16 protein-coding genes, 4 tRNA genes, 1 other RNA gene and 1 pseudogene are annotated in these 24592 nt (G+C 62.4%); 11 read left to right on the forward strand and 11 right to left on the reverse strand.

All coding sequences use genetic code 11. The features are described 5' to 3' along the window. The first annotated feature begins 25 nt into the window (after positions 1-25). Positions 26-122, forward strand: an RNA gene (ffs, locus tag AC4BBN_RS16660) — signal recognition particle sRNA small type. Between the two features lie 631 nt (positions 123-753). On the opposite strand, the gene AC4BBN_RS16665 is transcribed toward ffs, so the two are convergent. Together AC4BBN_RS16665 and AC4BBN_RS16670 are read right to left on the reverse strand one after the other, a co-directional pair. Next, positions 754-1104 (reverse strand): hypothetical protein, encoded by a 351-nt coding sequence (locus AC4BBN_RS16665; protein ID WP_490593120.1) that lies wholly within the window; start codon positions 1102-1104, stop codon positions 754-756. Between the two features lie 76 nt (positions 1105-1180). After that, positions 1181-1516 carry a J domain-containing protein gene (locus AC4BBN_RS16670; RefSeq protein WP_490593121.1) on the reverse strand — a complete coding sequence of 112 codons (336 nt, stop codon included), beginning with the start codon at positions 1514-1516 and terminating at the stop codon, positions 1181-1183. A 418-nt stretch (positions 1517-1934) separates the two neighbouring features. Between AC4BBN_RS16670 and AC4BBN_RS16675 the strand changes: the two genes are divergently transcribed. From AC4BBN_RS16675 to AC4BBN_RS16690, 4 genes are all read left to right on the forward strand, one after another. Continuing rightward, positions 1935-3464, forward strand: a complete 1530-nt coding sequence (locus AC4BBN_RS16675; RefSeq protein ID WP_490593122.1) for an MdtA/MuxA family multidrug efflux RND transporter periplasmic adaptor subunit — start codon at positions 1935-1937, stop codon at positions 3462-3464. 12 nt (positions 3465-3476) lie between these two features. Then, positions 3477-6617, forward strand: coding sequence for an MdtB/MuxB family multidrug efflux RND transporter permease subunit (locus AC4BBN_RS16680; RefSeq protein WP_490593123.1), 3141 nt, complete (start codon positions 3477-3479; stop codon positions 6615-6617). 228 nt (positions 6618-6845) lie between these two features. Further along, positions 6846-9953 carry a multidrug efflux RND transporter permease subunit gene (locus tag AC4BBN_RS16685; protein ID WP_490593124.1) on the forward strand — a complete coding sequence of 1036 codons (3108 nt, stop codon included), beginning with the start codon at positions 6846-6848 and terminating at the stop codon, positions 9951-9953. Beyond that, the gene (locus tag AC4BBN_RS16690; protein WP_490593125.1) at positions 9943-11316 is read left to right on the forward strand and encodes an efflux transporter outer membrane subunit; all 1374 of its coding nucleotides are present in this window, start codon (positions 9943-9945) and stop codon (positions 11314-11316) included. Before AC4BBN_RS16685 ends, AC4BBN_RS16690 begins: the two co-directional genes overlap by 11 nt. A gap of 150 nt (positions 11317-11466) precedes the next feature. On the opposite strand, the gene AC4BBN_RS16695 is transcribed toward AC4BBN_RS16690, so the two are convergent. Further along, positions 11467-12102, reverse strand: a complete 636-nt coding sequence (locus AC4BBN_RS16695) for a DUF6806 family protein (protein WP_490593126.1) — start codon at positions 12100-12102, stop codon at positions 11467-11469. Between the two features lie 368 nt (positions 12103-12470). Here AC4BBN_RS16695 and AC4BBN_RS16700 point away from each other — a divergent pair, with 368 nt between their 5' ends. The 4 genes from AC4BBN_RS16700 to AC4BBN_RS16715 all read left to right on the forward strand — a co-directional run bounded on the left by AC4BBN_RS16700 (position 12471) and on the right by AC4BBN_RS16715 (position 16674). Further along, entirely contained in the window at positions 12471-12938 is a 468-nt protein-coding gene (locus AC4BBN_RS16700; RefSeq protein ID WP_490593127.1) for a (2Fe-2S)-binding protein, read from the forward strand. Positions 12939-12955: 17 nt separating this feature from the next. Next, the gene (locus tag AC4BBN_RS16705; protein WP_490593128.1) at positions 12956-15097 is read left to right on the forward strand and encodes a xanthine dehydrogenase family protein molybdopterin-binding subunit; all 2142 of its coding nucleotides are present in this window, start codon (positions 12956-12958) and stop codon (positions 15095-15097) included. A gap of 67 nt (positions 15098-15164) precedes the next feature. Continuing rightward, a complete protein-coding gene (locus AC4BBN_RS16710; RefSeq protein ID WP_490593129.1) occupies positions 15165-16145 on the forward strand; it encodes an XdhC family protein in 981 nt (326 codons plus the stop codon). Next, on the forward strand, positions 16138-16674 hold the full coding sequence (locus AC4BBN_RS16715) for a nucleotidyltransferase family protein (protein ID WP_490593130.1): 537 nt from the start codon (positions 16138-16140) through the stop codon (positions 16672-16674). The genes AC4BBN_RS16710 and AC4BBN_RS16715 overlap by 8 nt, the downstream gene beginning before the upstream one ends. Positions 16675-16916: 242 nt before the next feature. Here AC4BBN_RS16715 and AC4BBN_RS16720 read toward each other — a convergent pair whose 3' ends face one another. From AC4BBN_RS16720 to AC4BBN_RS16745, 6 genes and pseudogenes are all read right to left on the reverse strand, one after another. After that, positions 16917-18404 (reverse strand): putative bifunctional diguanylate cyclase/phosphodiesterase, encoded by a 1488-nt coding sequence (locus AC4BBN_RS16720; RefSeq protein ID WP_490593131.1) that lies wholly within the window; start codon positions 18402-18404, stop codon positions 16917-16919. An 852-nt stretch (positions 18405-19256) separates the two neighbouring features. Next, a tRNA-Leu gene (locus tag AC4BBN_RS16725) sits at positions 19257-19341 on the reverse strand. Between the two features lie 528 nt (positions 19342-19869). After that, a tRNA-Gly gene (locus AC4BBN_RS16730) sits at positions 19870-19945 on the reverse strand. 64 nt (positions 19946-20009) lie between these two features. Further along, positions 20010-20083 (reverse strand) — tRNA-Cys (locus AC4BBN_RS16735). Positions 20084-20132: 49 nt separating this feature from the next. Next, positions 20133-20208 (reverse strand) — tRNA-Gly (locus AC4BBN_RS16740). Positions 20209-20309: 101 nt separating this feature from the next. Further along, positions 20310-21506 (reverse strand): annotated as a pseudogene (locus AC4BBN_RS16745) (pyridoxal phosphate-dependent aminotransferase); the annotation flags it as partial. A 28-nt stretch (positions 21507-21534) separates the two neighbouring features. On the opposite strand from AC4BBN_RS16745, the gene AC4BBN_RS16750 reads away from it, so the two are divergent. After that, positions 21535-21756 (forward strand): hypothetical protein, encoded by a 222-nt coding sequence (locus AC4BBN_RS16750; RefSeq protein ID WP_490593132.1) that lies wholly within the window; start codon positions 21535-21537, stop codon positions 21754-21756. Here the strand turns inward: AC4BBN_RS16750 and AC4BBN_RS16755 are convergent. Next, complete coding sequence (locus tag AC4BBN_RS16755) at positions 21753-23024, reverse strand: branched-chain amino acid ABC transporter substrate-binding protein (protein ID WP_490593133.1); 1272 nt, start codon at positions 23022-23024, stop codon at positions 21753-21755. The two genes, AC4BBN_RS16750 and AC4BBN_RS16755, sit on opposite strands and share 4 nt — an antisense overlap. A gap of 93 nt (positions 23025-23117) precedes the next feature. Between AC4BBN_RS16755 and AC4BBN_RS16760 the strand changes: the two genes are divergently transcribed. Further along, entirely contained in the window at positions 23118-23498 is a 381-nt protein-coding gene (locus AC4BBN_RS16760; RefSeq protein WP_490593134.1) for an Hsp20/alpha crystallin family protein, read from the forward strand. A 15-nt stretch (positions 23499-23513) separates the two neighbouring features. Here the strand turns inward: AC4BBN_RS16760 and tsaD are convergent, their stop codons facing one another. Further along, the gene (gene tsaD, locus AC4BBN_RS16765; RefSeq protein WP_490593135.1) at positions 23514-24542 is read right to left on the reverse strand and encodes a tRNA (adenosine(37)-N6)-threonylcarbamoyltransferase complex transferase subunit TsaD; all 1029 of its coding nucleotides are present in this window, start codon (positions 24540-24542) and stop codon (positions 23514-23516) included. Between the last annotated feature and the right edge of the window lie 50 nt (positions 24543-24592).

Consider the following 24592-nt stretch of genomic DNA (forward strand, 5'->3'; position numbering starts at 1 on the left):
TTGCCGTTGGCTTACAATAGATCTTGACGGGCCTTCCCGCATGGTAAAGCGGCCAACCGAGTCAGGTGGGGAACCAAGCAGCTCTAACTGTGGAGCCAGTGCCGGGGTCAAGGCTCGTCAACTAATTCACCAAAAGTCCAATGCTGGCAACAGGTTAAGGCAATTAGCCACCTCCAGCCCCGCGACTGTGTAACTTCACTGTGTACCTTTAGCCTTTCCGGAGTCCGCCCATGAACCAAAAGAGCGCGGATATGAAAAGAGCAACAGGCGTAAGTCCTAGGTCTGGTCCCACCAATTGGCAATGTGCCATCAAGCCCCCCAAGGACCTCCAGGCGCACTACACGGGATAGTGGGCACACCGCGTTGACGCGGCACAGCAGACCTCCAGTAAGCCAACACAAATGCCGCACAGCTGCGCCATGAATGGCTCCTGCGCTTTGAGGACCTGCGTAAGGTTTTGAATCCTGTTCCCGTGGTGCACATCTCTCCAGAACTGTCTTCGCTTCTGGCCGATCGAGTGAGGGCCACATTGCTATGGCAAAGATGATCAACTACGCACAGGCCCCCCGCTGTTGGCTGAGCTGGTGCACACCCGCAAAGATGCACAGCGTAATCAAACCAATCAGCTGCGCATCACCCCGGACGCAGGCCTACCAAAAGCTACACGCATAGCGTAACCGCACCGGGTGGGGTCTTGAGGCGTCCGGATGGTGCCCCTTGCATACCAAGGCGGCCGCCTGCTGTCACGTCAAGCTACGCGCCGCCACCCAGCGCCATGGGCTTCGCGTTCACAGCCACGCACGCCATCTCCTCATCTGGAAATATTGCAACCAGCCAAAAAAATGCATCGCTGCCATGCAGCACTTTGGCGGCTTCGCTGGCTGGCTTCTGCAACGTGGTCTGCAACGCCTCAGGAATCCCAGGCGCCTCCAGCAGATCTACTCTTTGCGCTGCGGTAACTGGGTCGAGCTGCTCCTCTGCGTTGAAGATCAGCACCAAGTCTTTCGTTTCGTAATGGGTCACAGCATCCCAATAGGCCGCAAATAGACGGTCATCAATCAGGCCCTGAACGCGGCTTTCAAGTGCAGACAAGTTTTCATTCATATCTGCGAAGCATACATGGCCTAAATCTGCAGGAAAAATGTCTGAGGGGTGCACGGGTAAGCATCCCGCAATAGCGCTAAATCGGGCGAAACCCGAAAGGCCTGGACGCATTGGGCGTAGACGCAGTGGCGGCAACGCCGCCGACTTGCTCCTTACTTCCTCCACGTCGTTCACCGTACTGCTTGTGAAACCCCATGGCCCGGTCGTAGTCTTGCCGCGCTACCGGATCGGACAAAACGGAGTAAGCGTTGTTAATCAGAATGAGTTTGTTATTCGAGACATCGTTATCCAGGGCAACGTGCTTGTCCGGGTGGTGGCGCTGGGCGAGGCAGCGGTAAGCGGCCTTGACGACTTCCATGCTGGCACGCGGACTGATTTCCAGAGCTTCGTAGAGCGTGTCGTCACATGTCATTCAGTACGGTCGTGTAAGCAGGCACCAAAAAGTGTTCAAAGGGCTATAGCCCAAGCCCAGCTTAACCAAGGGTACTGCCGACGGTGCGTGCGCTGCCACGCATTGCTCACAAACCCTCACAAATCTAGCTATAGATGCAAACCGCCCAACGACGGGGCTGGACCAGCAACACTGGCGAGACACAACAGGCTCTCTCCACAGCATTGCGCGCGCCCTATCGCCTATATAAATAGCCCGTGTACGCAAAAATTACCTGCGTGAACCGCTATGGATTTGATAGCCCTGGATGCCGCCCAGGTAAACCCGGCGTAAAAGCCGGCGACTTCATGCGGGCTTCACACGCGGCGATACTTCCACATCGTAGTATGCGCACATTCTGCGGTTTGCCCCTCTACTTCTGCCCTCTGCCCTCTGCCCCATGACCCCATCCCTCTTGACTGACAACGGCGCAACACAGCAACAGGGGCGGTCCAGCATCCGCTTTGCGGGCGTACTGGTACTGGTGGCCGCTGCTGCGGGTGGCGGCTGGTGGTGGGGGCAGCGCAGCAACCCGGCGCTTGTTGGCGCTGCCGGGCCGGCCAGCGCCGCCAGCGCGCCCGCAGGTGCAGCCAGCGGCTCCCGGCGCTTCACCGGCAACAACCGGGTGCAGCCGGTGTCGGTGGCCACAGTGCGCACCCAGGACGTGCGGGTGCTGGTGCCGGCCATCGGCAACATCAGCGCGCTGAATACGGCAGTGGTGCGGGTACAGGTATCGGGCGTGCTGCAGTCGGTGCGCTTCCAGGAGGGGCAAATGGTCAAGGCCGGCCAGGTGCTGGCGCAGATCGACCCGCGCAACTACCAGATCCAGCTGGCGCAGATGCAAGGTCAACTACAGCGCGACCAGGCCCAGCTGCGCAATGCCCAGCTCGACATGGAGCGCTACAAGGACCTGCTGACCAAGGATTCCATTGCCAAGCAGCAGGTGGACACGCAGGACGCGCTGGTGCGCCAACTGCAAGGCACGGTGCAGACCGACCAGGCCCAGGTGGACAACGCCAAGCTGCAGCTCTCCTACACCCAGGTCACCGCGCCGATCAGCGGGCGGCTGGGCTTCCGCCAGGTAGACGTGGGCAATATGGTGCAGACCAGCGATACCAACGGCCTGGTCAGCATCACCCAGACACAGCCGCTGAACGTGGTGTTTGCGGTGCCGGAAACCCATCTGCCCGCCATCAACCGCCGCCTGAAAGCTAAAACACCGCTGCAGGTCGAGGCCTGGGACCGTGAGCAGAAAGACCTTCTGGGCGAAGGCCAGGTCACCAGCACCGACAACGCCATCGACACCACCACCGGCACCATCAAGCTCAAGGCCGCGTTTGCGAATGCTGACGGCAAGCTGTTCCCCAACCAGTTCGTCAATGTGCGCCTGCAGCTGGACCTGCTGAACGGCGCCATGGTGGTGCCCAGCAGCGCCATCCAGCGCGGTGCCCAGGGCACATTTGTCTACGCTGTGAAGGACGACGGCACGGTGAACGTGCGCAAGGTGCGCATGGGCACCACCGACGGCGATGTAGTCAGCGTGCAGGGCGATGTAGCTGTGGGCGACAAGGTCATCATCGACGGCGCCGACCGCCTGCGTGACGGTGCCAAGGTGGAGGTGATTGCCGCACCTTCCGCCAACACCAATAACGACACCGGCAGGCCGCACCGCAAGAACGCATCAGCCCCTGCGGATGCCGCACCATCTTCTGCACAAAATGCGCCTCCAGCGCAGGTAAAACCTGCGCAAGCAGCTACAAAAATTGAAGCACCCGCCAGCGCCGCCAGCAGCGCAGAGCGCCCGCGCTGGCTGGACCGCCTGCCGCCGGAAGAGCAAGAAAAGTTCCTGAAGATGACACCCGAGGAACGCAAGGACTTCATCGACAAAGCCCGCGAACGCCGTCGCCAGCGCGAATCCAACGGCGGCTAAAGCCGGGGCACCATGAACCTGTCGCGCATCTTTATCCTGCGTCCGGTCGCTACATCGCTCTTGATGGTGGCGATCCTGATCGCCGGTCTGCTGTCGTACCGCCTGCTGCCGGTATCCGCCCTGCCCGAGGTGGACTACCCCACCATCCAGGTCACCACGCTCTACCCCGGCGCCAGCCCGGACGTGATGACATCCTCCGTCACCGCGCCGCTGGAGCGCCAGTTTGGCCAGATGCCTGGGCTGGCGCAGATGTCTTCGGCCAGCTCGGGCGGGGCCTCGGTCATCACGCTGCGGTTTTCGCTGGATGTGTCGCTGGACGTGGGCGAGCAGCAGGTGCAGGCCGCCATCAACGCCGGCAGCAACCTGCTGCCCAGCGACCTGCCCATGCCGCCCACCTACAGCAAGGTGAACCCGGCGGACGCGCCCATCCTGACGCTGGCCATCACCTCGCCCTCGCTGCCCATCACCCGGGTGCACGATCTGGTGGAAAACCGGCTGGCGCCCAAGCTGTCGCAGGTGCCCGGCGTTGGCCTGGTGGCACTGGCCGGTGGCGGCCGCCCCGCCGTGCGCATCCAGGCCAACCCGGGCGCGCTGGCGGCCGCCGGCCTGGCGCTGGACGATGTGCGCACCGCCATCACCAATGCCAACAACAACCAGGCCAAGGGCAGTTTTGACGGCCCGCAGCGCGCGTCCACCATCGACGCCAACGACCAGCTGCGCTCTGCCGCCGAGTACCAGGACCTGATATTGGCCTACAAGAACGGCTCGCCGATCCGCCTGCGCGACATCGCCAACGTGGTGGACGGCGCCGAGAACAACCGCCTGGCCGCCTGGGCCGGCGTCTGCCCTGCAGATACAGCGGGCACCTGCCAGGCTTCACAACGCCAGTCGCTTCCCGGCATAATCCTGAACATCCAGCGCCAGCCCGGCGCCAATGTGATCGACACGGCGAACCGCATCAAGGCCCTGCTGCCGCAGCTACAAACAACCCTACCCGCCTCGCTGGACGTACAGATTCTGACCGACCGCACGGTGACCATACGCGCATCGGTGGAAGACACGCAGGTCGAGCTACTTCTGGCGATCGCACTCGTGGTGGCGGTGATCTTTGTGTTCCTGCGCAGCGGCTCGGCCACGCTGATCCCCAGCCTGGCCGTGCCGCTGTCGCTGGTCGGCACCTTTGGTGTGATGCACCTGGCCGGCTTTTCCATCAACAACCTGACGTTGATGGCGCTGACCATCTCCACCGGCTTTGTGGTGGACGACGCTATCGTGATGATCGAGAACATCGCCCGCTACGTGGAGCAAGGCGAAAAGCCCATGGCCGCCGCGCTCAAGGGCGCCAAGCAGATCGGCTTCACCATCATCTCGCTGACGATTTCGCTGATCGCGGTGCTGATACCGCTGTTGTTCATGGGTGACGTGGTGGGACGCTTATTCCATGAGTTCGCCATCACGCTGGCGGTGTCCATCCTGATATCTGCAGTGGTGTCGCTGACCTTCACTCCCATGCTGTGCGCGCGCTTGCTCAAGCACACGCCCGAGGAAAGCCATGGCCGCATCTACCAGGCCACGGGCCGCTTTTTTGACAGGCTGATACACGGCTATGGCCGCGCGCTGGACTGGGTGCTGGCCCGCCAGGCTGCGACGCTGATTGTGTTCGTGCTGACCGCCGCCTTGACTGGCCTGCTCTACTTCGTGGTGCCAAAGGGCTTTTTCCCGCTGCAGGACACGGGCGTGATCCAGGCCATGACCGAAACGGCGCAAAGCACCTCCTTCGCTGGCATGGCCGAGCGCCAGCAGGCGTTGGCGGAAGAAATTTTGAACGACCACTCGGTGCAAAGCGTGTCGTCCTTCATCGGTGTGGACGGCGCCAACACCACGCTGAACCAGGGCCGCATGCTGATCAATCTGCTGCCCAAGGCGCAGCGCGGCGAGTCGGCAGCGGCGGTGCTGCAGCGCCTGTCGCAGGCCAGCCGCAAGGTGGCCGGCATAGAGCTGTACCTGCAGCCGGTGCAGGACCTGACCATCGAGGACCGCATCGCCAAGACGCAATACCAGTTCCTGATGTCCGGCCCCAATTTTGACGAGCTCAACAGCAACGCCGCCGAGCTGCTGCGCCGCCTGCGCGGCCTGCCACAGTTGGCCGATGTGGGCAGCGACGTGCAGGACCAGGGCCTGCAAGCTTTTGTGGACATAGACCGTGCCGCCGCCAGCCGCCTGGGCGTAAGCGTGGCCACCATCGACACGGCCCTGTACAACGCCTTTGGCCAGCGCCTGGTGTCCACCATCTACACCCAATCCAACCAGTACCGCGTGGTGCTGGAGGTGCCGCCGCACGACAAGCTGGGGCCGCAGGCCCTGGCTGCCCTGTATGTACCGGGCACAGGCGGCGTGCAGGTGCCGCTGTCCGCCGTGGCGCGGGTGATTGAAAAGCCGGCCGCGCTGGCGGTGAACCACGCCAGCCAGTTCCCATCGGCCACGCTGTCGTTCAATGCGGCACCGGGCCATTCGCTGGGCGAGGCGGTCAGCGCCATCCAGGCCGAGCTGGCCACGCTGCAGCTGCCGCCCAGCATAGAAACCAGCTTCCAGGGCGCGGCGCTGGCCTTCCAGGCATCGCTGAACAACACGCTGCTGCTGATACTGGCGGCCATCGTCACCATGTACATCGTGCTGGGCGTGCTGTATGAGAGCTTCATCCACCCGGTAACGATTCTGTCCACCCTGCCCTCGGCCGCGCTGGGCGCGCTGCTGGCGCTGCTGGTGTTTGGGCTGGACCTGGACATCATCGCCATCATCGGCATCGTGCTGCTGATCGGCATCGTGAAGAAGAACGCCATCATGATGATCGACTTCGCGCTGGACGCCGAACGTGAACAAGGCCTGAGCCCGCGCGCCGCCATCCACCAGGCCTGCCTGCTGCGCTTCCGTCCGATTCTGATGACCACGCTGGCAGCCCTGCTGGGCGCCCTGCCGCTGATGCTGGGCAACGGCGTGGGCAGCGAGCTGCGCCATCCGCTGGGCGTGACCATGGTGGGCGGGCTGATCGTCAGCCAGCTGCTGACGCTGTTCACCACGCCGGTGATCTACCTGGGTTTTACCGGCCTGGCGCAGCGCTGGCGCGCCTGGCGGGGCACGGAGGCTGCACGATGAAAGCCAGCCCACGGCCCACCATTTGCTATGGAATAAATAGCTGCTACCGCAAGATCCACCTGCGCCAGCAGCCTATTTCTTATAAACCATGCTAAGCGCCCAGCACACCCTCACCGTTCGGGCTGAGCTTGTCGAAGCCTGGCTGAACCTCACCCAACCCTTCGACAGACTCAGGGCGAACGGGGTTGTTGGTGCAGTGGGTTGTCGTGCACTGCGGGGGCAGCGGGCATGAACATATCTGCCCCCTTCATCCAGCGCCCCATCGCTACCATCTTGCTGACGCTGGGCATTGCCATTGCCGGCATCCTCAGCTTTTTCATGCTGCCGGTGGCGCCGCTGCCGCAGGTGGACTTTCCGACCATTTCGGTATCGGCCTCCATGCCCGGCGCCAGCCCCGAAACAATGGCCGCCACCGTGGCCACGCCGCTGGAGCGGGCGCTGGGGGCGATCGCCGGAGTGACGGAAATCACCTCCAGCTCGTCCCTGGGTAGCACCCGCGTCACGCTGCAGTTTGACCTGGACCGCGACATCAACGGCGCGGCGCGCGACGTGCAGGCGGGCATCAACGCATCCCGCAGCCTGCTGCCTACGGGCATGCCCAGCAATCCGTCTTACCGCAAGGTGAACCCGGCGGATGCGCCGGTGATGATTCTGTCGCTGACCTCCTCCACACTCACGCGCGGCCAGATGTTTGACGCCGCCTCCACCGTGCTAGCCCAGCGCCTGGCCCAGGTGGAGGGCATAGGCCAGGTGGACGTGGGCGGCGGCGCCCTGCCCGCCGTGCGCATCCGGCTGGACCCAAACCGCCTGTCGGCCAACGGCATTGCGCTGGACGACATCCGCGTGGCCGTGACCGCCACCAACGCCAACCGCCCCAAGGGCCTGCTGGACGATGGCCAGCGCAGCTGGCAGATCACCGCCAACGACCAGGCCCGCACCGCCGCCGACTATGCGCCGCTCATCGTCAGCTACAAAAACGGTAGCGCCGTGCACTTGTCGGATGTGGCGGAGGTGACAGATTCAGTGCAAGACGTGCGCAACTACGGCGTGGCCAACGGCAAGCCCGCCATCCTGCTGCTGCTGTACAAGGCACCCGGCGCCAACATCATCGACGCGGTGGACAAGGTGCGCGCCCTGCTGCCACATCTGCAAAGCACCATCCCCGCCGCCATCGACCTGGACGTGGTGTCTGACCGCACGCCCACCATCCGCGCCTCCCTGCGCGAGGTGGAGCATGCGCTGGTGATCTCGGTGGCGCTGGTGGTGATGGTGGTGTTCCTGTTCCTGCGCAACGCGCGTGCGGCCCTGGTGCCCAGCGTGGCGGTGCCGGTGTCGCTGGCGGGCACGTTTGCGGTGATGTACCTGTGCGGCTACACGCTGGACAACCTGTCGCTGATGGCGCTGACCGTGGCCACAGGCTTTGTGGTGGACGACGCCATCGTGGTGCTGGAGAACATCACCCGCCACATGGAGCGCGGCAAGACGCCGCACCAGGCGGCGCTAGAGGGTGCGCGCGAGATCGGCTTTACCGTGGTGTCCATCAGCCTGTCGCTGATTGCGGTGTTCATCCCCATCTTGCTGATGGGCGGCGTGGTGGGCCGGCTGTTCCGCGAATTTGCGGTGGTGTTGTCGGCATCCATTCTGGTGTCCATGGTGGTGTCGCTGACCACCACGCCCATGATGTGCGCGGCCCTGCTGCGGCCGCAGGTGAAGAACGCCAACCCGTCCCGCCTCACACGCTGGCTGGGTGCGGCCCAGGCTCGGCTGCTGCGCGGTTACCGCCGCTCGCTCGCCTGGGCGCTGCGCCACCAGCCGCTGACCCTGCTAGCCCTGGTGGCCGTAGTGGCGCTGAATGTACACCTGTACGGCAGCATTGAAAAAGGCTTCTTCCCCACCCAGGACACGGGCCGTGTCAACGGCTTCATCCGCGCCGACCAGTCCACCTCGTTCCAGGCCATGCGCCAGCGGCTGGAGCGCTTTCTGGCCATCGTGCAGGCCGACCCGGCGGTGCAGAACGTGACCGGCTTCACCGGCGGCAGCCAGCGCAATACCGCGCAGATGTTCATGGCGCTGAAGCCACGCTCGGAACGCACGGAATCGGCCGATGAAGTCATAGACCGCCTGCGCAACAAGCTGGCCAAGGAACCCGGCGCGCGCCTGTTCATGTCGCAGCAGCAGGACATCCGCGTGGGCGGACGCCAGTCCAACTCCAGCTACCAGTACACCCTGCAGGCAGACGACCTGGAAGACCTGCGCACCTGGGAGCCGCGCATACGCCGCGCCCTGATGCGCCTGCCCGAGCTGGAAGACGTGAACTCCGACCAGCAAGACAGCGGCATACAAACCTCGGTGGTCTACGACCGCGACGCCATCGCCCGCCTGGGCCTGACGGTGCGCGGCATAGACACCACGCTGAACGATGCCTTTGGCCAGCGCCAAGTGGGCGTGATCTACAACCCGCTGAACCAGTACCGGGTGGTGATGGAGCTGCAGGACAAATACCTGCAAGGCCCCGAGTCGCTGGCCAGTGTGAACCTGGTCTCCGCCACCGGCCAGGCCGTGCCGCTGCCCAGCGTGTCGCGCACCGAGCTTGGTTTGGCGCCGCTGTCCATCAACCACCAGAGCGGCACGCCGGCCACCACCGTGAGCTTTGACCTGCCGCTGGGCGGCAGCCTGTCCAGCGCCACGGAGGCCATCACCAATGCGATTGCCGAACTGGGCGTGCCGGTGTCCATACGCGGCTCCTTCGAGGGCACGGCCAAGAGCTTCAAGGACGGGCTGAGCACCCAGCCCATGCTGATACTGGCCGCCCTGGTCACCATCTACCTGGTGCTGGGCATTCTGTACGAGAGCCTGGTGCACCCCATCACCATCCTATCCACCCTGCCCTCGGCCGGTGTGGGCGCGCTGATCGCGCTGCAACTGTTCAACACCGAGTTCTCACTGATCGCCATGATTGGCGTCATCTTGCTGATAGGCATCGTGAAGAAGAACGCCATCATGATGATCGACTTCGCGATTGCCGCGCAGCGCCGCTCCAACATCAGCGCCGCCCAGGCCATCTACCAGGCGGCCCAGTTGCGACTGCGCCCCATTTTGATGACCAGCGCCGCCGCCCTGCTGGGCGCGGTGCCGCTGGCGTTGGGCCGGGGCGATGGTGCCGAGCTGCGCCAGCCCCTGGGCATTGCCGTGGTGGGCGGGCTGATACTGAGCCAGCTGCTGACGCTGTACACCACACCCGTGGTGTATGTGGCCATAGACCGGCTGCGCACCCGCTTCCAAGGCCGGCGCCAGCTCTCTTTTGTTTCTGTTCGGAGTGCCAGCGATGCTGCCTAGAGTTTTTTACCCGCTGACGGCCCTTGCCGCGGCCCTGCTGGCCGCCTGCAGCAGCACGCCGCCCTACCAGGCCCCTGCCGCGGCCGTGCCTGCGGCATTCAAGGAAAACGGCAACTGGCAAAGCGCCAACCCGCAGGCAGCGGCCGTACCCGATGCCTGGTGGCAGCTGTACAACGATCCCGTACTCAACGACCTGCAAACCCGGGTGGAAGCCAACCAGAACATTCTGGCCAGCGCAGCCCAAGTAAGGGTGGCCTTGGCCGCCGTGGGCAGCAGCCGCGCGGCGCTAAGTCCCACGCTGGGCGCCGGTCTGACGGCCAGCCGCAGCGCCAGCCCGGGTACATCCGCGAACAATAGCATCACCTTGTCGGGCAGCGCCAGCTGGGAGCTGGATCTGTGGGGGCGCCTGTCGGGTGCGGTCAGCTCAGACCAGGCCCGCTTGCAGGCCAGCCAGGACGACCTAGCGGCGGCGCGCCTGTCACTGCATGCCACCGTGGCGCAAACCTATTTTTCGCTGCGCGCAGCGGAAGCCCAATCGGCCTTACTCAACGACACGCTGCAGGCCTACCAGCGCTCGCTGGACCTGACCCGCAACCGCTACCGCAGCGGCGTCGCCGCAGCATCCGACGTGGCGCAGGCCGAAAATCAGCTCAAAACCACCGCCGCCCAACTGGTGGAGTCCAACAGCAGCCGCGCCCAGCTGGAGCATGCGCTGGCCGTAGCACTGGGTCAGACTCCCGCAGACTTCCAGCTGGCACGCACCGCCACGCTGCCGCAGCCCCCGGCCGTCCCCACGCTGCTGCCATCCAAGTTGCTGGAGCGCCGGCCGGACATTGCAGCCGCCGAGCGCCGAGTGGCCGCCGCCTACGCGCAGATTGGCGTGGCCCAGGCCGCGTTCTTCCCGGCGCTGACCTTGTCGGCCAGCGCGGGCTACCGGGGCAGCAGCCTGGCAAATTTAATCAGCGCGCCGAACCTGTTGTGGTCGCTGGGCCCTTCGCTGGCCCTGACAGCCTTTGATGGCGGCCTGCGCCAATCGAATGTGGACTCGGCCCGCGCCAGCACCGATGCGGCCACGGCCAACTACCGCCAGACGGTGCTGACGGCTTTGCAAGAGGTGGAGGACAACCTGGTCATCGCCGCCAGCCTGCAGCAAGAGGCGGCATTGCAAGCCGAGGCCGTGGCTGCAGCGCAGCGTGCGCTGGACATCGTGAACAACCAGTACCAGAGCGGTACGGTGAGCTATCTGAATGTGGTGACGGCCCAGGCCAGTGTGCTGTCAGGCCAGCGTAGCCTGCTGGATGTGCAAAACCGCCTGTTGGCGGCCAGCAACCAGCTGTTAAAAAATATCGCCGGCCGCTGGTAACTGTTGCTCACCCCCAGGCTACAGTGCTACGCACTTTTCGCCAACCCCCCTCACATCGGTTTGAAAAACGGATGTGACACGCAGGGGGCGATACCAGCGGTCCGGCAAAGCCGGTCCCACGGTATCCCTGGAGTTAAAACCGCGATGGCGTTAATGCAGGTGGCGCGGACGGCGACCGCCGCCGCCGTGGCCACCGGTGCCGCCTGAACCGCCGGGGCCACGTGGTGGCTTGCCCAGCTCCAGCGAATTCACCAGGGCATCGAAACGCCGGGTGAACAACTGGTCGATCTCGTTGACCACACCGTTGAGTTCGGAAGCGTCAAAGTGGCGCTCCATCATGTTGACCACGTCCTGCACCAACAGGTCGCGCTGCACCTGCATGATGGCGGCCGGCGTGGGACCGACGAACAGCATCATGAAGTCGTCGCGGGAATCGTCGGTGGCTTCCTGGTCGTCTTCGTCGAAATCGGTGTCATAAAACGTGACTTCGATGGAGGCGCCACTGTCGGCCAACTCGTTCAGGCTCATACACATCTCGTCCAGAGATTGCTTGAAATCTTCGTCGCCTGGCACGGTCCAGCACATTTGCAGCATGTGCTCTACGGCATCGAACTGGATACCGGGCTCTTCCTCATAAGCGCTGCCCGCCGCATCAGCCAGGGACTTGGCGCCAGCGTATTTCCACAGTGGCTTGAGCGCATCCTGAACTTGTTGGAACGTCACGTCAGTACGCAGAGGCACCTGGCCATGCACGTGGATTTCGAAGGGGGCGTTGTAACGAGGCATAAAGAGATATTAGGCGCTTTTCAGATGGTTGGGAACCAGCGCGCTTTTTTAGAGAGGGTGGCCGGACCGGAAGCAGAAAACCTCTTGGAAACCGCATGGATGCTGGTTTTCGGAAAAGGCTTTCTGGAAACTACCGTCGAAATGGAAGACGTTCCGATTTGTTGTGGATTTAATACAGTCCAAGATTTTACTTGCCGCGCCATAGGCAGTTGCGCCAACCGCGCTGGACGCCAGAACAAGCACTTGTCAGTCACTCCAATGGCGACCTATCTTCCGCGAGGGCAAACCCCTAGCCAGGCTCCTGCACAAAACAAGAAATGGGCGTATCGTGACCTGCTGACACCCACACACAACAGCAGGAGTGCACGATGAGCGTTGAATTCAAGATCAATGGCAAACCCGCCAAGGCCAATGCGGAATCGGACACCCCCCTGCTCTGGGTGATCCGCGACGAACTGGGCATGACCGGCACCAAATTCGGCTGCGGCGCCGCACTGTGTGGCGCGTGTACCGTGCACGTTAATGGCCAGGCCGTGCGCTCCTGCCAGACACCACTGGCCAGCGTGGCGGGCAAGAGCGTCACCACCATCGAAGGTCTGTCCAAAACCAGCACCCATCCGCTGCAGGTTGCCTGGATCAAGCATGAAGTGCCGCAGTGCGGCTATTGCCAGTCGGGCCAGCTGATGAGCGCGGCCGCGCTGCTGGCCAAGAACAACAACCCCAGCGATGCCGACATCGACAGCGCAATGAGCGGCAACCTGTGCCGCTGCGGCACCTACAACCGCATGCGCATCGCCATCAAGGATGCGGGCGCCATGCTGCGCCACAAAGCCTGAGACGAATGGAGACCACCATGATGCATACCGATACCACCCGTCGCAGCTTTCTCAAGTCCTCGTCCGCCCTGGCCTCCAGCGGCCTGGTCATAGGCTTTGTGCTGCCCAGCGCGCCCGGCCAGGCGCTCGCCGCCGGCACGGTGCACACGCCGAATGCCTGGGTCCACATCGCAGACAACAACGCCATCACGCTGCAGGTTGCCCGCTCTGAAATGGGCCAGGGCGTGTACACCTCGATGTCAATGCTGATCGCCGAGGAGCTGGGCGTGGAACTGTCGCAGATCACGGTCGAGGCCGCGCCGCCCGCTGCCGTCTATACCAACGCCCTACTCGGCGCGCAGATCACTGGCGGCTCGACCTCGGTGCGCGACGGCTGGGAGAAGCTGCGCATCGCCGGCGCCCAGGTCCGCGAAATGCTGGTCGCGGCGGCCGCCGCCGAATGGCGGGTGGAGGCGTCTAGCCTGCGTGCCAGCAAAGGCATGGTGTTCGGCCCGAACGGGCAAAAAGCCAGCTACGGCCAACTGGCCGCCGCCGCTTCGCTGCTGCCGGTGCCGGAAAAACCGCAACTGAAAGACCCCAAAGATTTCGTGCTGGTGGGCAAGCGCGCCAAGCGCGTGGATACGGCGGCCAAGATCAATGGCACGGCCGAATACGGCATCGACGTGAAGCTGCCCGGCATGGTCTACGCCGCACTGGCGCAATGCCCGGTAATCGGCGGCACGGTGAAGAGCTTTGACGCCAGCCAGGCCAAAGGCATGCCCGGCGTGATCGACGTGGTGGCCATCCGTGACGGCGTAGCCGTGGTGGCCAACAGCTGGTGGCGCGCCCGCAAGGCACGCGACACAATCACCATCGAATGGGACGAAGGCCCGGTCGCCGCCCTCAGCGACGCCAGCATGATTGCCGCCACGCGCGACGCCGCGCTGCATGGCAAAGTCCTGGAGATCGCCAAGCCGCAGGGCGACGTGGCTGCAGCCATGCAATCCGCCAGCAAAGTGGTCGAAGCCGAATACATCCAGCCGCTGCAGGCCCATGGCCCGCTAGAGCCAATGAACTTCACCGCCCATGTGGACGGCGACAAGGTCTTGCTGATCGGCCCTACCCAGTTCCAGCAAGGTGCGCAGGGCGCGGTGGCTGCGGCGTTGGGCGTCAAGCCGGAGCAGATCACCCTCAAAACAACCTTCCTCGGCGGTGGCTTTGGGCGCCGGCTGGAGCTGGACTTTATCGTGCAGGCAGCGCAAATTTCCAAGGCCGTGGGCAAGCCGGTCAAGCTGCTATGGACCCGCGAAGACGACTTCACCCACGACTTCTACCGCCCGGTGGCTATCAACCAGCTCAAAGCCGGGCTGGACGCAGCCGGCAAGCCGGTGGCGCTGCATTTCAAGGTGGCCTCGCAGTCAGTGACGCAGCGGGCGTTTGGCCTGCCCAAAGACACGGTGGACCCGTTCATGGCCGAGGCCTCGGTGCCGGGCTACAACATCCCGAACACGCAGTTCGACCTGGTGATCTTCGACACCGGCCTGCGCGCCGGCTACTGGCGTGGCGTCAGCCACAACATGAACGCGTTTGCCAACGAGAGCTTCGTAGACGAAATGGCCAAAGCCGCAGGCCAGGACCCCTACGCCTACCGCATGGCGCTGCTGGAGGGTAAGCCGCGTTTTGCCAACGTGCTCAAGCTGGCGGCCGACAAATCCGGCTGGGGCCAACCGCTGACCAAAGGCCGGGCCCGGGGCATAGCATTGATGGAAGGCTATGGCAGCTACCTGGCCCAGGTGGCCGAAATCAGCCTGCAAGATGGCGCTGTGCGTGTGCACCGCGTGACGGTAGCGGTCGATGCCGGCCACCTGATCAACCCCGACACGGTAGAGGCGCAAATCCAGTCCAGCGTAATGTTCGGCATGGGGGCGGCGCTGAAGCACCAGATCACCCTCGACAAGGGCCGGGTGCAGCAGGAAAACTACCATACCTTCGCCCCCGTGCGCATGTTCGAAGCGCCGAAGATCGACATCGTGCTGGTGCCCAGCACCGAGTCCCCCGGCGGCCTGGGCGAGCCGGCTACCGCGCTGATCGGCCCGGCAATTGCCAACGCCGTCGCCAGCCTCACCGGTAAGCGCATTCGGCGCCTGCCCATACAGTCCGAAGCGCTGCAGCAAGCCTGACACAAACAGGGGTGGGCAGCGCCACTGCCCTCCGCGTAACCAATGCTTGCTGAGTGAAAAGGCCGGGATGGACAGTTTAGATTTACGGGTTTTGGGCGATGCCCTGGCTTGGCGGCGTGCCGGCCATGCGGTCACCTTGTTCACCGTGGTGGAGACCTGGGGCAGCGCCCCGCGCCCCTGCGGTGCGCTGCTGGCCCTGCGCGACGACGGTCTGGTCAGCGGCTCAGTTTCAGGCGGCTGCATCGAGGACGATTTGCACACCCGCGCCCAGCCGGCGCGCGGCCTGCCTGCGCTGCTGAGCTACGGGGTAACCAAGGACGAGGCCGCCCGTTTCGGCCTGCCCTGCGGCGGCAGCCTGCGCCTGGTGCAGGAACCCTTGCAAGCCACCGATTGGATTACCGAGCTGCTGCAACGCACCAGCGCCCACCAGCTGGTCGCACGCACGCTGGACCTGGCCACCGGCGCGGTGCAACTGCACACTGCCACGCGCAGCCAGGCGATGGCGTTCGACGGCCATACGCTCACCACCTTGTTCGGGCCCCGCTGGCGCCTGTTGCTGATAGGCGCAGGCCAGTTGTCGCAGGCCGTCGCCAGCATGGCTACGGCGCTGGATTTCGAGGTGCTGGTGTGCGACCCGCGTGAGGAATACGCGCTGCCATTGGCCCCGGGTGTGCAACGCGTGGACGGCATGCCCGACGACGCAGTGCGTGCGCTGCAGCCCGACGCCCACACCGCCATCGTCGCACTGACGCACGACCCCAAGCTAGACGACATGGCCTTGATGGAGGCGCTGACCTCGCAGGCTTTTTATGTTGGGGCACTCGGCTCACAGCGCAACCAGGCCACGCGCAAGCAGCGGCTGGCCGAACACTTCGACCTGAGCGCGGCGCAGCTGGCGCGGCTGCACGGCCCGGTCGGCCTGCGCATCCAGGCCCGCACGCCGGCAGAGATTGCGGTGTCCATCCTGGCGGAAATCATCCAGGTGAAGAACAGCCTGCCCAGCCCAGTTCCAGACTTTGCCGCTACCGCCAGCCCGGCCCATGTCTGAACTGCTGCCGGTAGTGTTGGTATTGGCCTCTGGCCGGGGCGAGCGATTTATGGCGTCTGGCGGCACGGTGCACAAGCTTCAGGCCGATCTGCATGGCATGACGGTGCTGCAGCACACCCTGGCCGCCGTGCGCGCCAGCGGCCTGCGCTGGCACCTGGAGGACGCCGGCCACCCTGGCATGGGCGACAGCATTGCCGCCGCCGTACGCGCCACCCGCGATGCCCCAGGCTGGTTGATTCTGCCCGGCGACTTGCCATTGGTGCAGGCAGAAACGCTGCGACAGATCGCCACCGCTACCATGCCGACCGACATGCTGGTGCCGATGTTTGACGGCCAGCGCGGCCACCCGGTGCGCTTCTCGGCCGCATGCGGCGAGGCGCTGGCGAGCCTCAAAGGAAATAGCGGTGCAGGGCCGATACTATCTGTGCAAGCAGCTACAAAATTGATAGTATTTGATGCCGGCTGCGTATTGGATGTGGACACCGTGCAGGACTTGGAGCGGGCTCGGGCGTATTGGCGAGCCAGTTAGCCTAGATCCGGCAGTTGAACGCGCCGGAGGGTGCCGCGATGAGCGCGCCAGGGAAGGCGCGCCGACGCTGCGGGCTCCTGCCCGCAAGGAGAAGCAACGCACAATGGCGTGGTCAGCGTGGTGCCCTTGGGTGCGGAGCGCTCTCAACCAAAAGGTGATCGTGATCAAGTGACACAAAGCCAATGACCGCGCGGCATTCCAGACAATTGCAAGCGGTCAACTGCCGGATCTAGGGTTAATACTCACGCAAGCGGATCGCTCTCAAAATACAGTGACGGGCGGAAAAGGGCCTCCGCCTTTTCATGCTCTCTGGCAGCCCATACGCCCAGCTCCTTGGCACGCATGGGTTTGGCAAACAGGTAGCCTTGCAGCTCATCGCAACCCATAGCTACCAGCAGATCGCGTTGGTCGCGGGTTTCAACCCCTTCAGCGACGACTCGCATGTCCAGCGCGTGGGCCATGCGCACCACCGAGTTAGCGATGAACTGGGCGTGCTCGCTGCTTTCCAGGTCAATGACGAAGGCGCGGTCAATCTTCAGCTCGGCCGCAGGCAGTTTGCGCAACGTGGCCAGGCTCGAATGCCCGGTACCAAAGTCGTCAATCGACACATGCACGCCCATGGCGCGCAGCTTTTCAAACGTCAACATCGTCGCGGCAGTGTTTTCCAAAGCCACTGACTCGGTGATCTCGCAGGTGAAGCGGGCCGCTGGCGTGCCGGTCTGCACCAGCACGCTGTGCAGATGCTCGGCGAAATCATCACGGCGCAGCTGCTGGCCCGAGATATTGACGGCGATGCGCATGCTCAGGCCCTGCTCGCGCCAGATTTGCGCCTGCAGGCAGGCCTGCTCGATAACCCAGCGGCCAATGGATTGCATCATCCCGTAGCGTTCGGCCAGCGAAATGAATTTGTCCGGCCCGACCAGGCCGCGCTTGGGGTGGCGCCAGCGAATCAAGGCCTCAGCCGAGGTCACTTGCAGGCTGCGGGCGTCAATTTTCGGCTGGTAGTACAGCTGGAATTCCTGCCGCTCCAGCGCGCCACGCAGATCGTGCATCAGCGAAGCGCTGTCGCGCCGCGCCTGGGCCAGCAGCGGGTCGTATTCGGCAAAGCCGTCACCGCCAGCCAGCTTGACCGAGCGCATCGCCATCGCCGCCCGCTCCACCAGGTTGCGCCGCTCGGCGTGCTCTGGGTACGCCGCCAGGCCAATGGAACAGGTGAATATTAAAGACTGCGATTTGGCCTTGGACTGCACCAAAATCGGTGCCGCGCAGGCCGCAGTCACCAGCGTCGCCGCGTGCCGCCCGGCCTCCAGACCACCCCGAACGATGACTGCAAACTCGTTGCCCACCATGCGCGCCGCAATGGTGCCGCTTCCCAGCCGCGTCTGGATGCGCTTGGCCAGTTCCTGCAGCACCTGGTCTCCGGCCTGCTTGCCAAACGCCTCATTGGTCGAACGGAAGTGGTCCACATCGGTATACAAAACGCACACCGCCTGCCCCTCGAAATCGCCGTGCAGCACGGCATGGTCCAGCTCGCGCTCAAACTGCCGCGGCGTCAACAAGCCGGTCAGGCTGTCGCGGGCGTAGGCCTGGGCCAACTCGCGCGACACCTCGGCCAGCCGCATAGCCGTACGCTGCCAGCGCCACAGCAAATACACCACAACCGCCGCCAAGCCCGCTGCCAGAAACAGCAGCAACCAGGGCACAAGCGGGCTGGAGCGAATGAATTCCATGGGCAGTCTTACAGCAGCAGATGGACGTTTTAGGGAAGGGAAACGGACGATCGTGCGCACACACGACCCTCCATTTCGAAGTATGCCTGCACGGATGCTCTTGAAGGCGGCAATTTGCGAAGTAAAGACTTGGCTTTACCAGCGTGACTTGGCCGCTAGGAGACTGTCGGGATTGGAACGTCGAAAGCAAAAACCAAAGGCCTCACCAAAATCGGCCCCAGCGGGGACAGTTTTTGCCGGATTTTCAAGCCTACAGCTCCGCTATGGGGCAAAAAGAAGCAGTTACACGGAGCGTTCCGTCCAGATTGGGTACCCAAAGTCGGGAATGCGGAAGTAGCGTTGGCGGCTTAAAACAATGAACTATGGCCAGCTGTTGAGCGCGGAGGTAGGTCGTGAGTGCGAACAAAAAGACAAGCGACTACGGGTACCAGAGGTTCATTGTGCGGACACCAGGGTTACATCCATCTACTGTCAGCATCTACTGGCACGGGTACAGTTTTCTGTGTTGCCGGGTTGAGGGTCGGAAGCCCAGGGCGTTTAGTAAGCTGGTGCTTGAGGTTGCTGACAAGCTACACCTGGACGGCTACGCGGGGACGCCATCAAAGGCAGTGCGTATGGGTGTAAGAGCAATGCTCTGAAAAGAAAAAGTGCGGAATTTCTGGCCCCCTGGCTGCAGAGTCATACAAGGTAGCCGATACGGCTACAGAGCCAGGGTATGGAAAGGGATACGCCCATGTACGCAACGACATCCGGTTTAATCCCCGTAAACGTCCCCACTACGTGCGATGCCACCCTGCCCAGGGGGCCTAGTGCGTAGTAATGGAGGTGCTATGTCGTTTGAGGTGCTGTAACTGGTACCCCGAGCCGGACTTGAACCGGCACGCCTTGCGGCTCCGGATTTTAAGTCCGGTATGTCTACCGATTTCATCATCGGGGCAATTTCAGCTGAGCACTACATTATGCATCAGGCCATTTTTGACATTTTTACAAGTCTCCAGTGCCTACAAAACACACACCACCTGTTCAAAAATTGTACAAAAGCTTTTTTATGGCTTAGTGAAAACGTCTGCAAGCATTTGATTTATAACGTAATTTTAGAAGAGACCCTTAACCAAGAGAAATTTTAAGTCTGCTGTCGCGACCCATTACACCACCGAGCCTACTTCGCAATGCACTGGCGTGTTGAAACAAAACAGCCCCGGCAACACGACGGTTGACAGGGCCGGATTTTAAGGCGACTACCAGATATTCCTGATAACAGATATCGCTGGAAAAACCCGTGTTACCTCAGAACGTATTCAAGATCTTTTTGGGGCCGCGCAGCTGTCTTCTCGGGAGGGGGTGGAGATCGCGCTGAAGTGATTGAATGCAATCTCTCCGGAAAGGCATCCAATACACAACCATTTCGTTAAGAACAAAATCTGGACGTAAAAAAGGAAGCATATAGCTTCCTTTTTTACTAATTTGGAGCGGGAAAAGAGTCTCGAACTCTCGACCTCAACCTTGGCAAGGTTGCGCTCTACCAACTGAGCTATTCCCGCATTTCAAGCCTTGCATTATAGCATGACTTTTTTCACTTAATCCAGAAAACCAGACCAAGTTTTTTGGAGGCGCGACCCGGAGTCGAACCGGGCTAGCCGGATTTGCAATCCGGTACATAACCGCTTTGTTATCGCGCCCAAACCAAATATGAAAAAAGGAAGCATTAAGCTTCCTTTTTTACCAAATTGGAGCGGGAAAAGAGTCTCGAACTCTCGACCTCAACCTTGGCAAGGTTGCGCTCTACCAACTGAGCTATTCCCGCGTCTCAAGCCTTGAATCATAACATGATTTTTAGCTATTTTTTAACTTGAACTATGTTCTTGTCGCTTGCTGCTTTAGATCATTAATCTGCTGTAGCAAGCCTCAAATTATAGCCCACTTTTTGAGTCTTTCCACACCCTGCTCCAATCTCTGCAAATTTTGCGACGCGAAGCACCAGCGTAACCATCCCTGGGCCTGCGGTGCAAAAGCATTGCCCGGTGCTAGACCCAGGCCAGCCTCGGCCACCAGGCGTTTGGCGGTCAACAAGGAGTCGCTATGGCCTTCAAGCTTGAAGAACGCATACATGCCCCCTTTTGCCGGCGCCACCTGTATGCCGGGCACGGCTTGCAACAAGGGCACCAGGGTGTCACGGCATTGCTTCAAATGGGCGACCACACGCGGCGTGATCTCGTCGGTGCGCTGCAACGCCTGAATGCCCGCGCGCTGCACGAAAACACTAGCACACGAGGTGTTGAACTCGATTAACTTACCCATGTGCGGCGTTGCGCTGGCCGGCATCACCAGCCAGCCCAGACGCCAGCCGGTCATCAAAAAACTCTTGGAAAAGCTGTGCACCACCACCAAGCGATCGTCCGGCTCCGCCATATCGAGAAAACTGGGGGCGCAGCCATTCAGGCTGGGTTCGTAGTACAGACGCTCGTACACCTCGTCGGCCAGCACCCAGGTACCGGTGCGGCGGCAATGGTCGAGAATGGTTTGCTGCTCGGCGCGCGTCAGCGTCCAACCCGTGGGATTGTTGGGCGCGTTCAAGATCAGCAGTTTGGTGTTTAGCGTGATGGCCGCCAGCAACTGCGGCATGTCCAAGGCCCAAGCTCCATTGGCCTGCGGCTGCAAGGCCACACAATGCAACTGTGCACCCAAAATAACCGGTTGGGCCGTGAGGTTTGGCCACACAGGCGTCACTGCAACCACACGATCGCCGGCATCCACCAGCATTTGCATCGCCAACATCAGCGCATTCACGCCGCCCGAGGTAACGGCAATCCGGTCGGCAGCTATGGGGCCGTGCAGATCGCTCATATAGCGGGATACTGCCTCACGCAGTTCCGGCAAACCCAGGTTGTGGGAATAAAAAGTTTCGCCTTGCTGCAACGATTCGATCGCCGCCTGGCGGATGAAGTCGGGCGTCACTTCGTCGCTCTCTCCAAACCAGAAGGCCAGCACATCACTGCGCCCCATGCCTGCATTGGCAACTTCACGGATTTTGGATTCCTCAAGATTCAGGATGGAGTGGCGCATGGCATGGCAAAAAACAAAAGGGGCTTGATTATCATGAACCTCACCTTATGCCCAGGATATAGCCGCCATGACCATACGCACCCTCGCCTGCTATGCACTAGCCGTGACTCTGGCAGCAACTGCACCTCTCAGCGTTGCGAAAACCAAAAAGAAGCAGACATCAGGCGAATCTTCGCAAGAGCGCATCCACCGCGGCTCGGCGGAGAGCACGGCCGAACGCGACAAGCGCTTGCTGCGTGAGTGCAAAGGCAGGCCCAATGCCGGGGCCTGCGCAGGCTACACCGGTTAGCCGGGGCGCTGCATCTTGCAGCTGCTGGGCATTTCAGCCTGGGCCGCGCTGATCTGCTTGATGACGCGAAAGCCATAACCCGAACCCTCCACGTCGAACTTCACGCCCGGCGCGCCCAGCCGGTCCATGATGCCTACTGCCAGGCTTTGCTGGAACTGGTGGTCCACCGCGCGCATGCTGCCGCTTTGGCCATACAAACTAACGCTGGCGCTCTCCAGCTTTGCGGCGACAGCTATCAAATCCATAGTACCCGCCCTTTCGATCGCCTGGGCCAAGGCCTCCACCATGAGCTGCATGCGCATGTGCAGATAGTCTTCCGACGGCTTGGGAAAGCGCTGGCGAAAGGCTTTGACAAAGGCCTCGCTCTGCACGCCCGGCACGTTTGGCAGCCAGTCAGCCACGGCAATCACCTTGCCCACGCCCGCCTCACCCAGTGCGGCTGGCGCGCCAAGAGCGTTACCGTAGAAAGTGTAGAACTTGCCCTCAAAGCCCAGCTCGCGGGCGGACTTCACCAGCAAGGTCAGGTCATTGCCGAAGTTGCCGGTGATGACGGCCTGGGCGCCACTGGCCTTAATCTTGGCTACATAGGGTGCGAAGTCCTTGATGCGACCTAGCGGGTGCAGCTCATCGCCCACCACCTGCACGTCGGGGCGCTGGATGGCCAGTTGGCGCTTAGCCTCGCGCGCCACCGTCTGGCCAAAGCTGTAGTCCTGGCCCAGGATGTAGACGTTCTTGACTGCGGTGTCGTCCTTGAACACCGACATCAGCGCCGCCATGCGCATATCGGTATGGGCGTCGAAACGGAAATGCCAGTAGCTGCATTTCTCGTTGGTCAGCGTGGGGTCCACCGCTGCATAGTTCAGGAAGATCACTCGCTTTCCAGGCTCGCGCTCGTTGTGCTTGTTGATGGCGTCGATCAGCACCGCCGCCGTGGCCGAGTTATTGCCCTGCATGACGATCTGCACGCCGTCGTCGATGGCCGCGCGCAGCGCCGACAAAGCCTCTTCGTTCTGGCCCTTGCTATCAAAACGCTCAAGCTGCAACGGGTGCTTGCCGTCGGGCAGCTTCACGCCGCCGCGCGCATTCACGCGCTCCACCGCCCATACCAGGTTGCGGAACACCGCTTCGCCGCCGTTGCCCAGCGGGCCGCTCAGCGCCTCGATCTGGGCCAGCTTGATAGGCGCAGCGGCGCCCTGGGCCCGCACCAGCGCAGGGGCGCATAGAGACGCCCCCAGAAGTTTCAAGAGCTGGCGACGAAACTTAAACATGGCGAAATTTCCTTGAAAAAAAACCGGATGCACATAGATGCTGTCCATGCGGCAATCGCTGTGAGGGCCGCGCAGTGTAATAGGAGCTACTCCATGTTTTTTGCTACCAACATCCCCGCATCTGCCCGCTTCGTACGTCCAGCACACAGCCTGCGCGCACTGCACCGCCTGCTCGAAGAAAGCCATGCCGGCGCAGCCCAAGCAAGCCATAACGTGGCCCAGGACGAGACCAGCTACACCCTGCAATTCGATGTGCCTGGCATCTCCAAAGAACAGCTGTCCATCGGCATTGAAGGCAGCGTGGTGCGCCTGGAAAGCCTGCCTGATGCGCCGCGCAAATACAAGGCGGCCTACGAGTTACCGCAGGACATCGACGTGTCGGCCAGCGATGCCAAGCTAGAAAACGGCGTGTTGACGCTGAAGCTGGCCAAAAAAGCCCCCGTCAGCAATGTGTCCACGCTGACAATCAACTAAGACCTGTAAAAGCAGTTAAAGACTGTCCAAAGGCCAGCGCGGTTTCACGTCGAACGCATAGGTTCGCGTGGCCGCCTGCAGGCCGGACTGCAGACGCATGGCTCCGGCCATGGCGATCATGGCGCCGTTGTCGGTGCACAGATGCAGCTCGGGGTAGTGCACGCGCACGCCGGCTTTGGCGCAGACCGTATTCAGCTGGGTGCGCAGTGCCTTGTTAGCCCCCACGCCGCCGGCAACCACAAGGCGACGTAGCCCGGTGCGCTGCAAGGCTGTTATCGACTTTTTCCACAACACCTCGACAATCGCCGCCTGGGTGCTGGCGGCCAGATCGGCCTTGCGCAACTCCAGATCGTCGCCCAGCTTCTTGGCCTGGGTCATCACCGCCGTCTTCAAACCGGCGAACGAGAAATCCAGATTGCCGCTGTGCAACAAGGGGCGCGGCAGCTTGAAGGCTGCTGGGTCGCCCTGCTCTGCCAGGCGTGACAAAGCCGGGCCACCGGGGTAGCCCAGGCCCATCAGCTTGGCGGACTTGTCAAAGGCCTCGCCTGCGGCATCGTCAATGGTTTCGCCCAGCATCTCGTAGCGGCCCACGCCGTCCACGCGCATCAGCTGGGTATGGCCGCCAGAAACCAGCAGCGCGACGAAAGGGAATTCCGGCGGGTCGGCGCTCAGAAACGGCGACAGCAGATGTCCTTCCAGGTGGTGTACACCCAGCACGGGTTTGTCCAATGCCGCACCCAGCGCGCAGGCCACACCCGCACCCACCAGCAAGGCGCCAGCCAGCCCCGGACCACGGGTGTAGGCCACCACATCCACATCGGCCAGGCTCTGGCCCGACTCGGCCAGCACCTGCTGGGTCAGCGGCAGCACACGGCGGATATGGTCGCGGCTGGCCAGTTCGGGCACCACACCACCATAGGCCTGGTGCATCTCGATCTGGCTGTGCAGGGCGTGCGACAACAGCACGGGCAAAGACGCTCCCTCGGCACGCACCAACGCTATCCCGGTTTCATCGCAGGATGATTCAATACCTAGTACCAGCACAATAGACCTCTCGCTTTTTCAGCACAGCAACCAAACGCTGGAGTTTAGGC

This window comes from Rhodoferax sp. SPJ21 (genome assembly GCF_058216335.1).

Coding starts and splice junctions, on each gene's coding strand:
- AC4BBN_RS16695 (WP_490593126.1), bottom strand. CDS start 12,102: ATGCCTCGTTACAACGCCCCCTTCGAAATCCACGTGCATGGCCAGGTG.
- AC4BBN_RS16665 (WP_490593120.1), bottom strand. CDS start 1,104: ATGAATGAAAACTTGTCTGCACTTGAAAGCCGCGTTCAGGGCCTGATT.
- AC4BBN_RS16675 (WP_490593122.1), top strand. CDS start 1,935: ATGACCCCATCCCTCTTGACTGACAACGGCGCAACACAGCAACAGGGG.
- AC4BBN_RS16670 (WP_490593121.1), bottom strand. CDS start 1,516: ATGACATGTGACGACACGCTCTACGAAGCTCTGGAAATCAGTCCGCGT.
- AC4BBN_RS16750 (WP_490593132.1), top strand. CDS start 21,535: ATGACCATACGCACCCTCGCCTGCTATGCACTAGCCGTGACTCTGGCA.
- AC4BBN_RS16755 (WP_490593133.1), bottom strand. CDS start 23,024: ATGTTTAAGTTTCGTCGCCAGCTCTTGAAACTTCTGGGGGCGTCTCTA.
- AC4BBN_RS16760 (WP_490593134.1), top strand. CDS start 23,118: ATGTTTTTTGCTACCAACATCCCCGCATCTGCCCGCTTCGTACGTCCA.
- AC4BBN_RS16705 (WP_490593128.1), top strand. CDS start 12,956: ATGATGCATACCGATACCACCCGTCGCAGCTTTCTCAAGTCCTCGTCC.
- AC4BBN_RS16720 (WP_490593131.1), bottom strand. CDS start 18,404: ATGGAATTCATTCGCTCCAGCCCGCTTGTGCCCTGGTTGCTGCTGTTT.
- AC4BBN_RS16710 (WP_490593129.1), top strand. CDS start 15,165: ATGGACAGTTTAGATTTACGGGTTTTGGGCGATGCCCTGGCTTGGCGG.
- AC4BBN_RS16685 (WP_490593124.1), top strand. CDS start 6,846: ATGAACATATCTGCCCCCTTCATCCAGCGCCCCATCGCTACCATCTTG.
- AC4BBN_RS16700 (WP_490593127.1), top strand. CDS start 12,471: ATGAGCGTTGAATTCAAGATCAATGGCAAACCCGCCAAGGCCAATGCG.
- AC4BBN_RS16715 (WP_490593130.1), top strand. CDS start 16,138: ATGTCTGAACTGCTGCCGGTAGTGTTGGTATTGGCCTCTGGCCGGGGC.
- AC4BBN_RS16690 (WP_490593125.1), top strand. CDS start 9,943: ATGCTGCCTAGAGTTTTTTACCCGCTGACGGCCCTTGCCGCGGCCCTG.
- AC4BBN_RS16680 (WP_490593123.1), top strand. CDS start 3,477: ATGAACCTGTCGCGCATCTTTATCCTGCGTCCGGTCGCTACATCGCTC.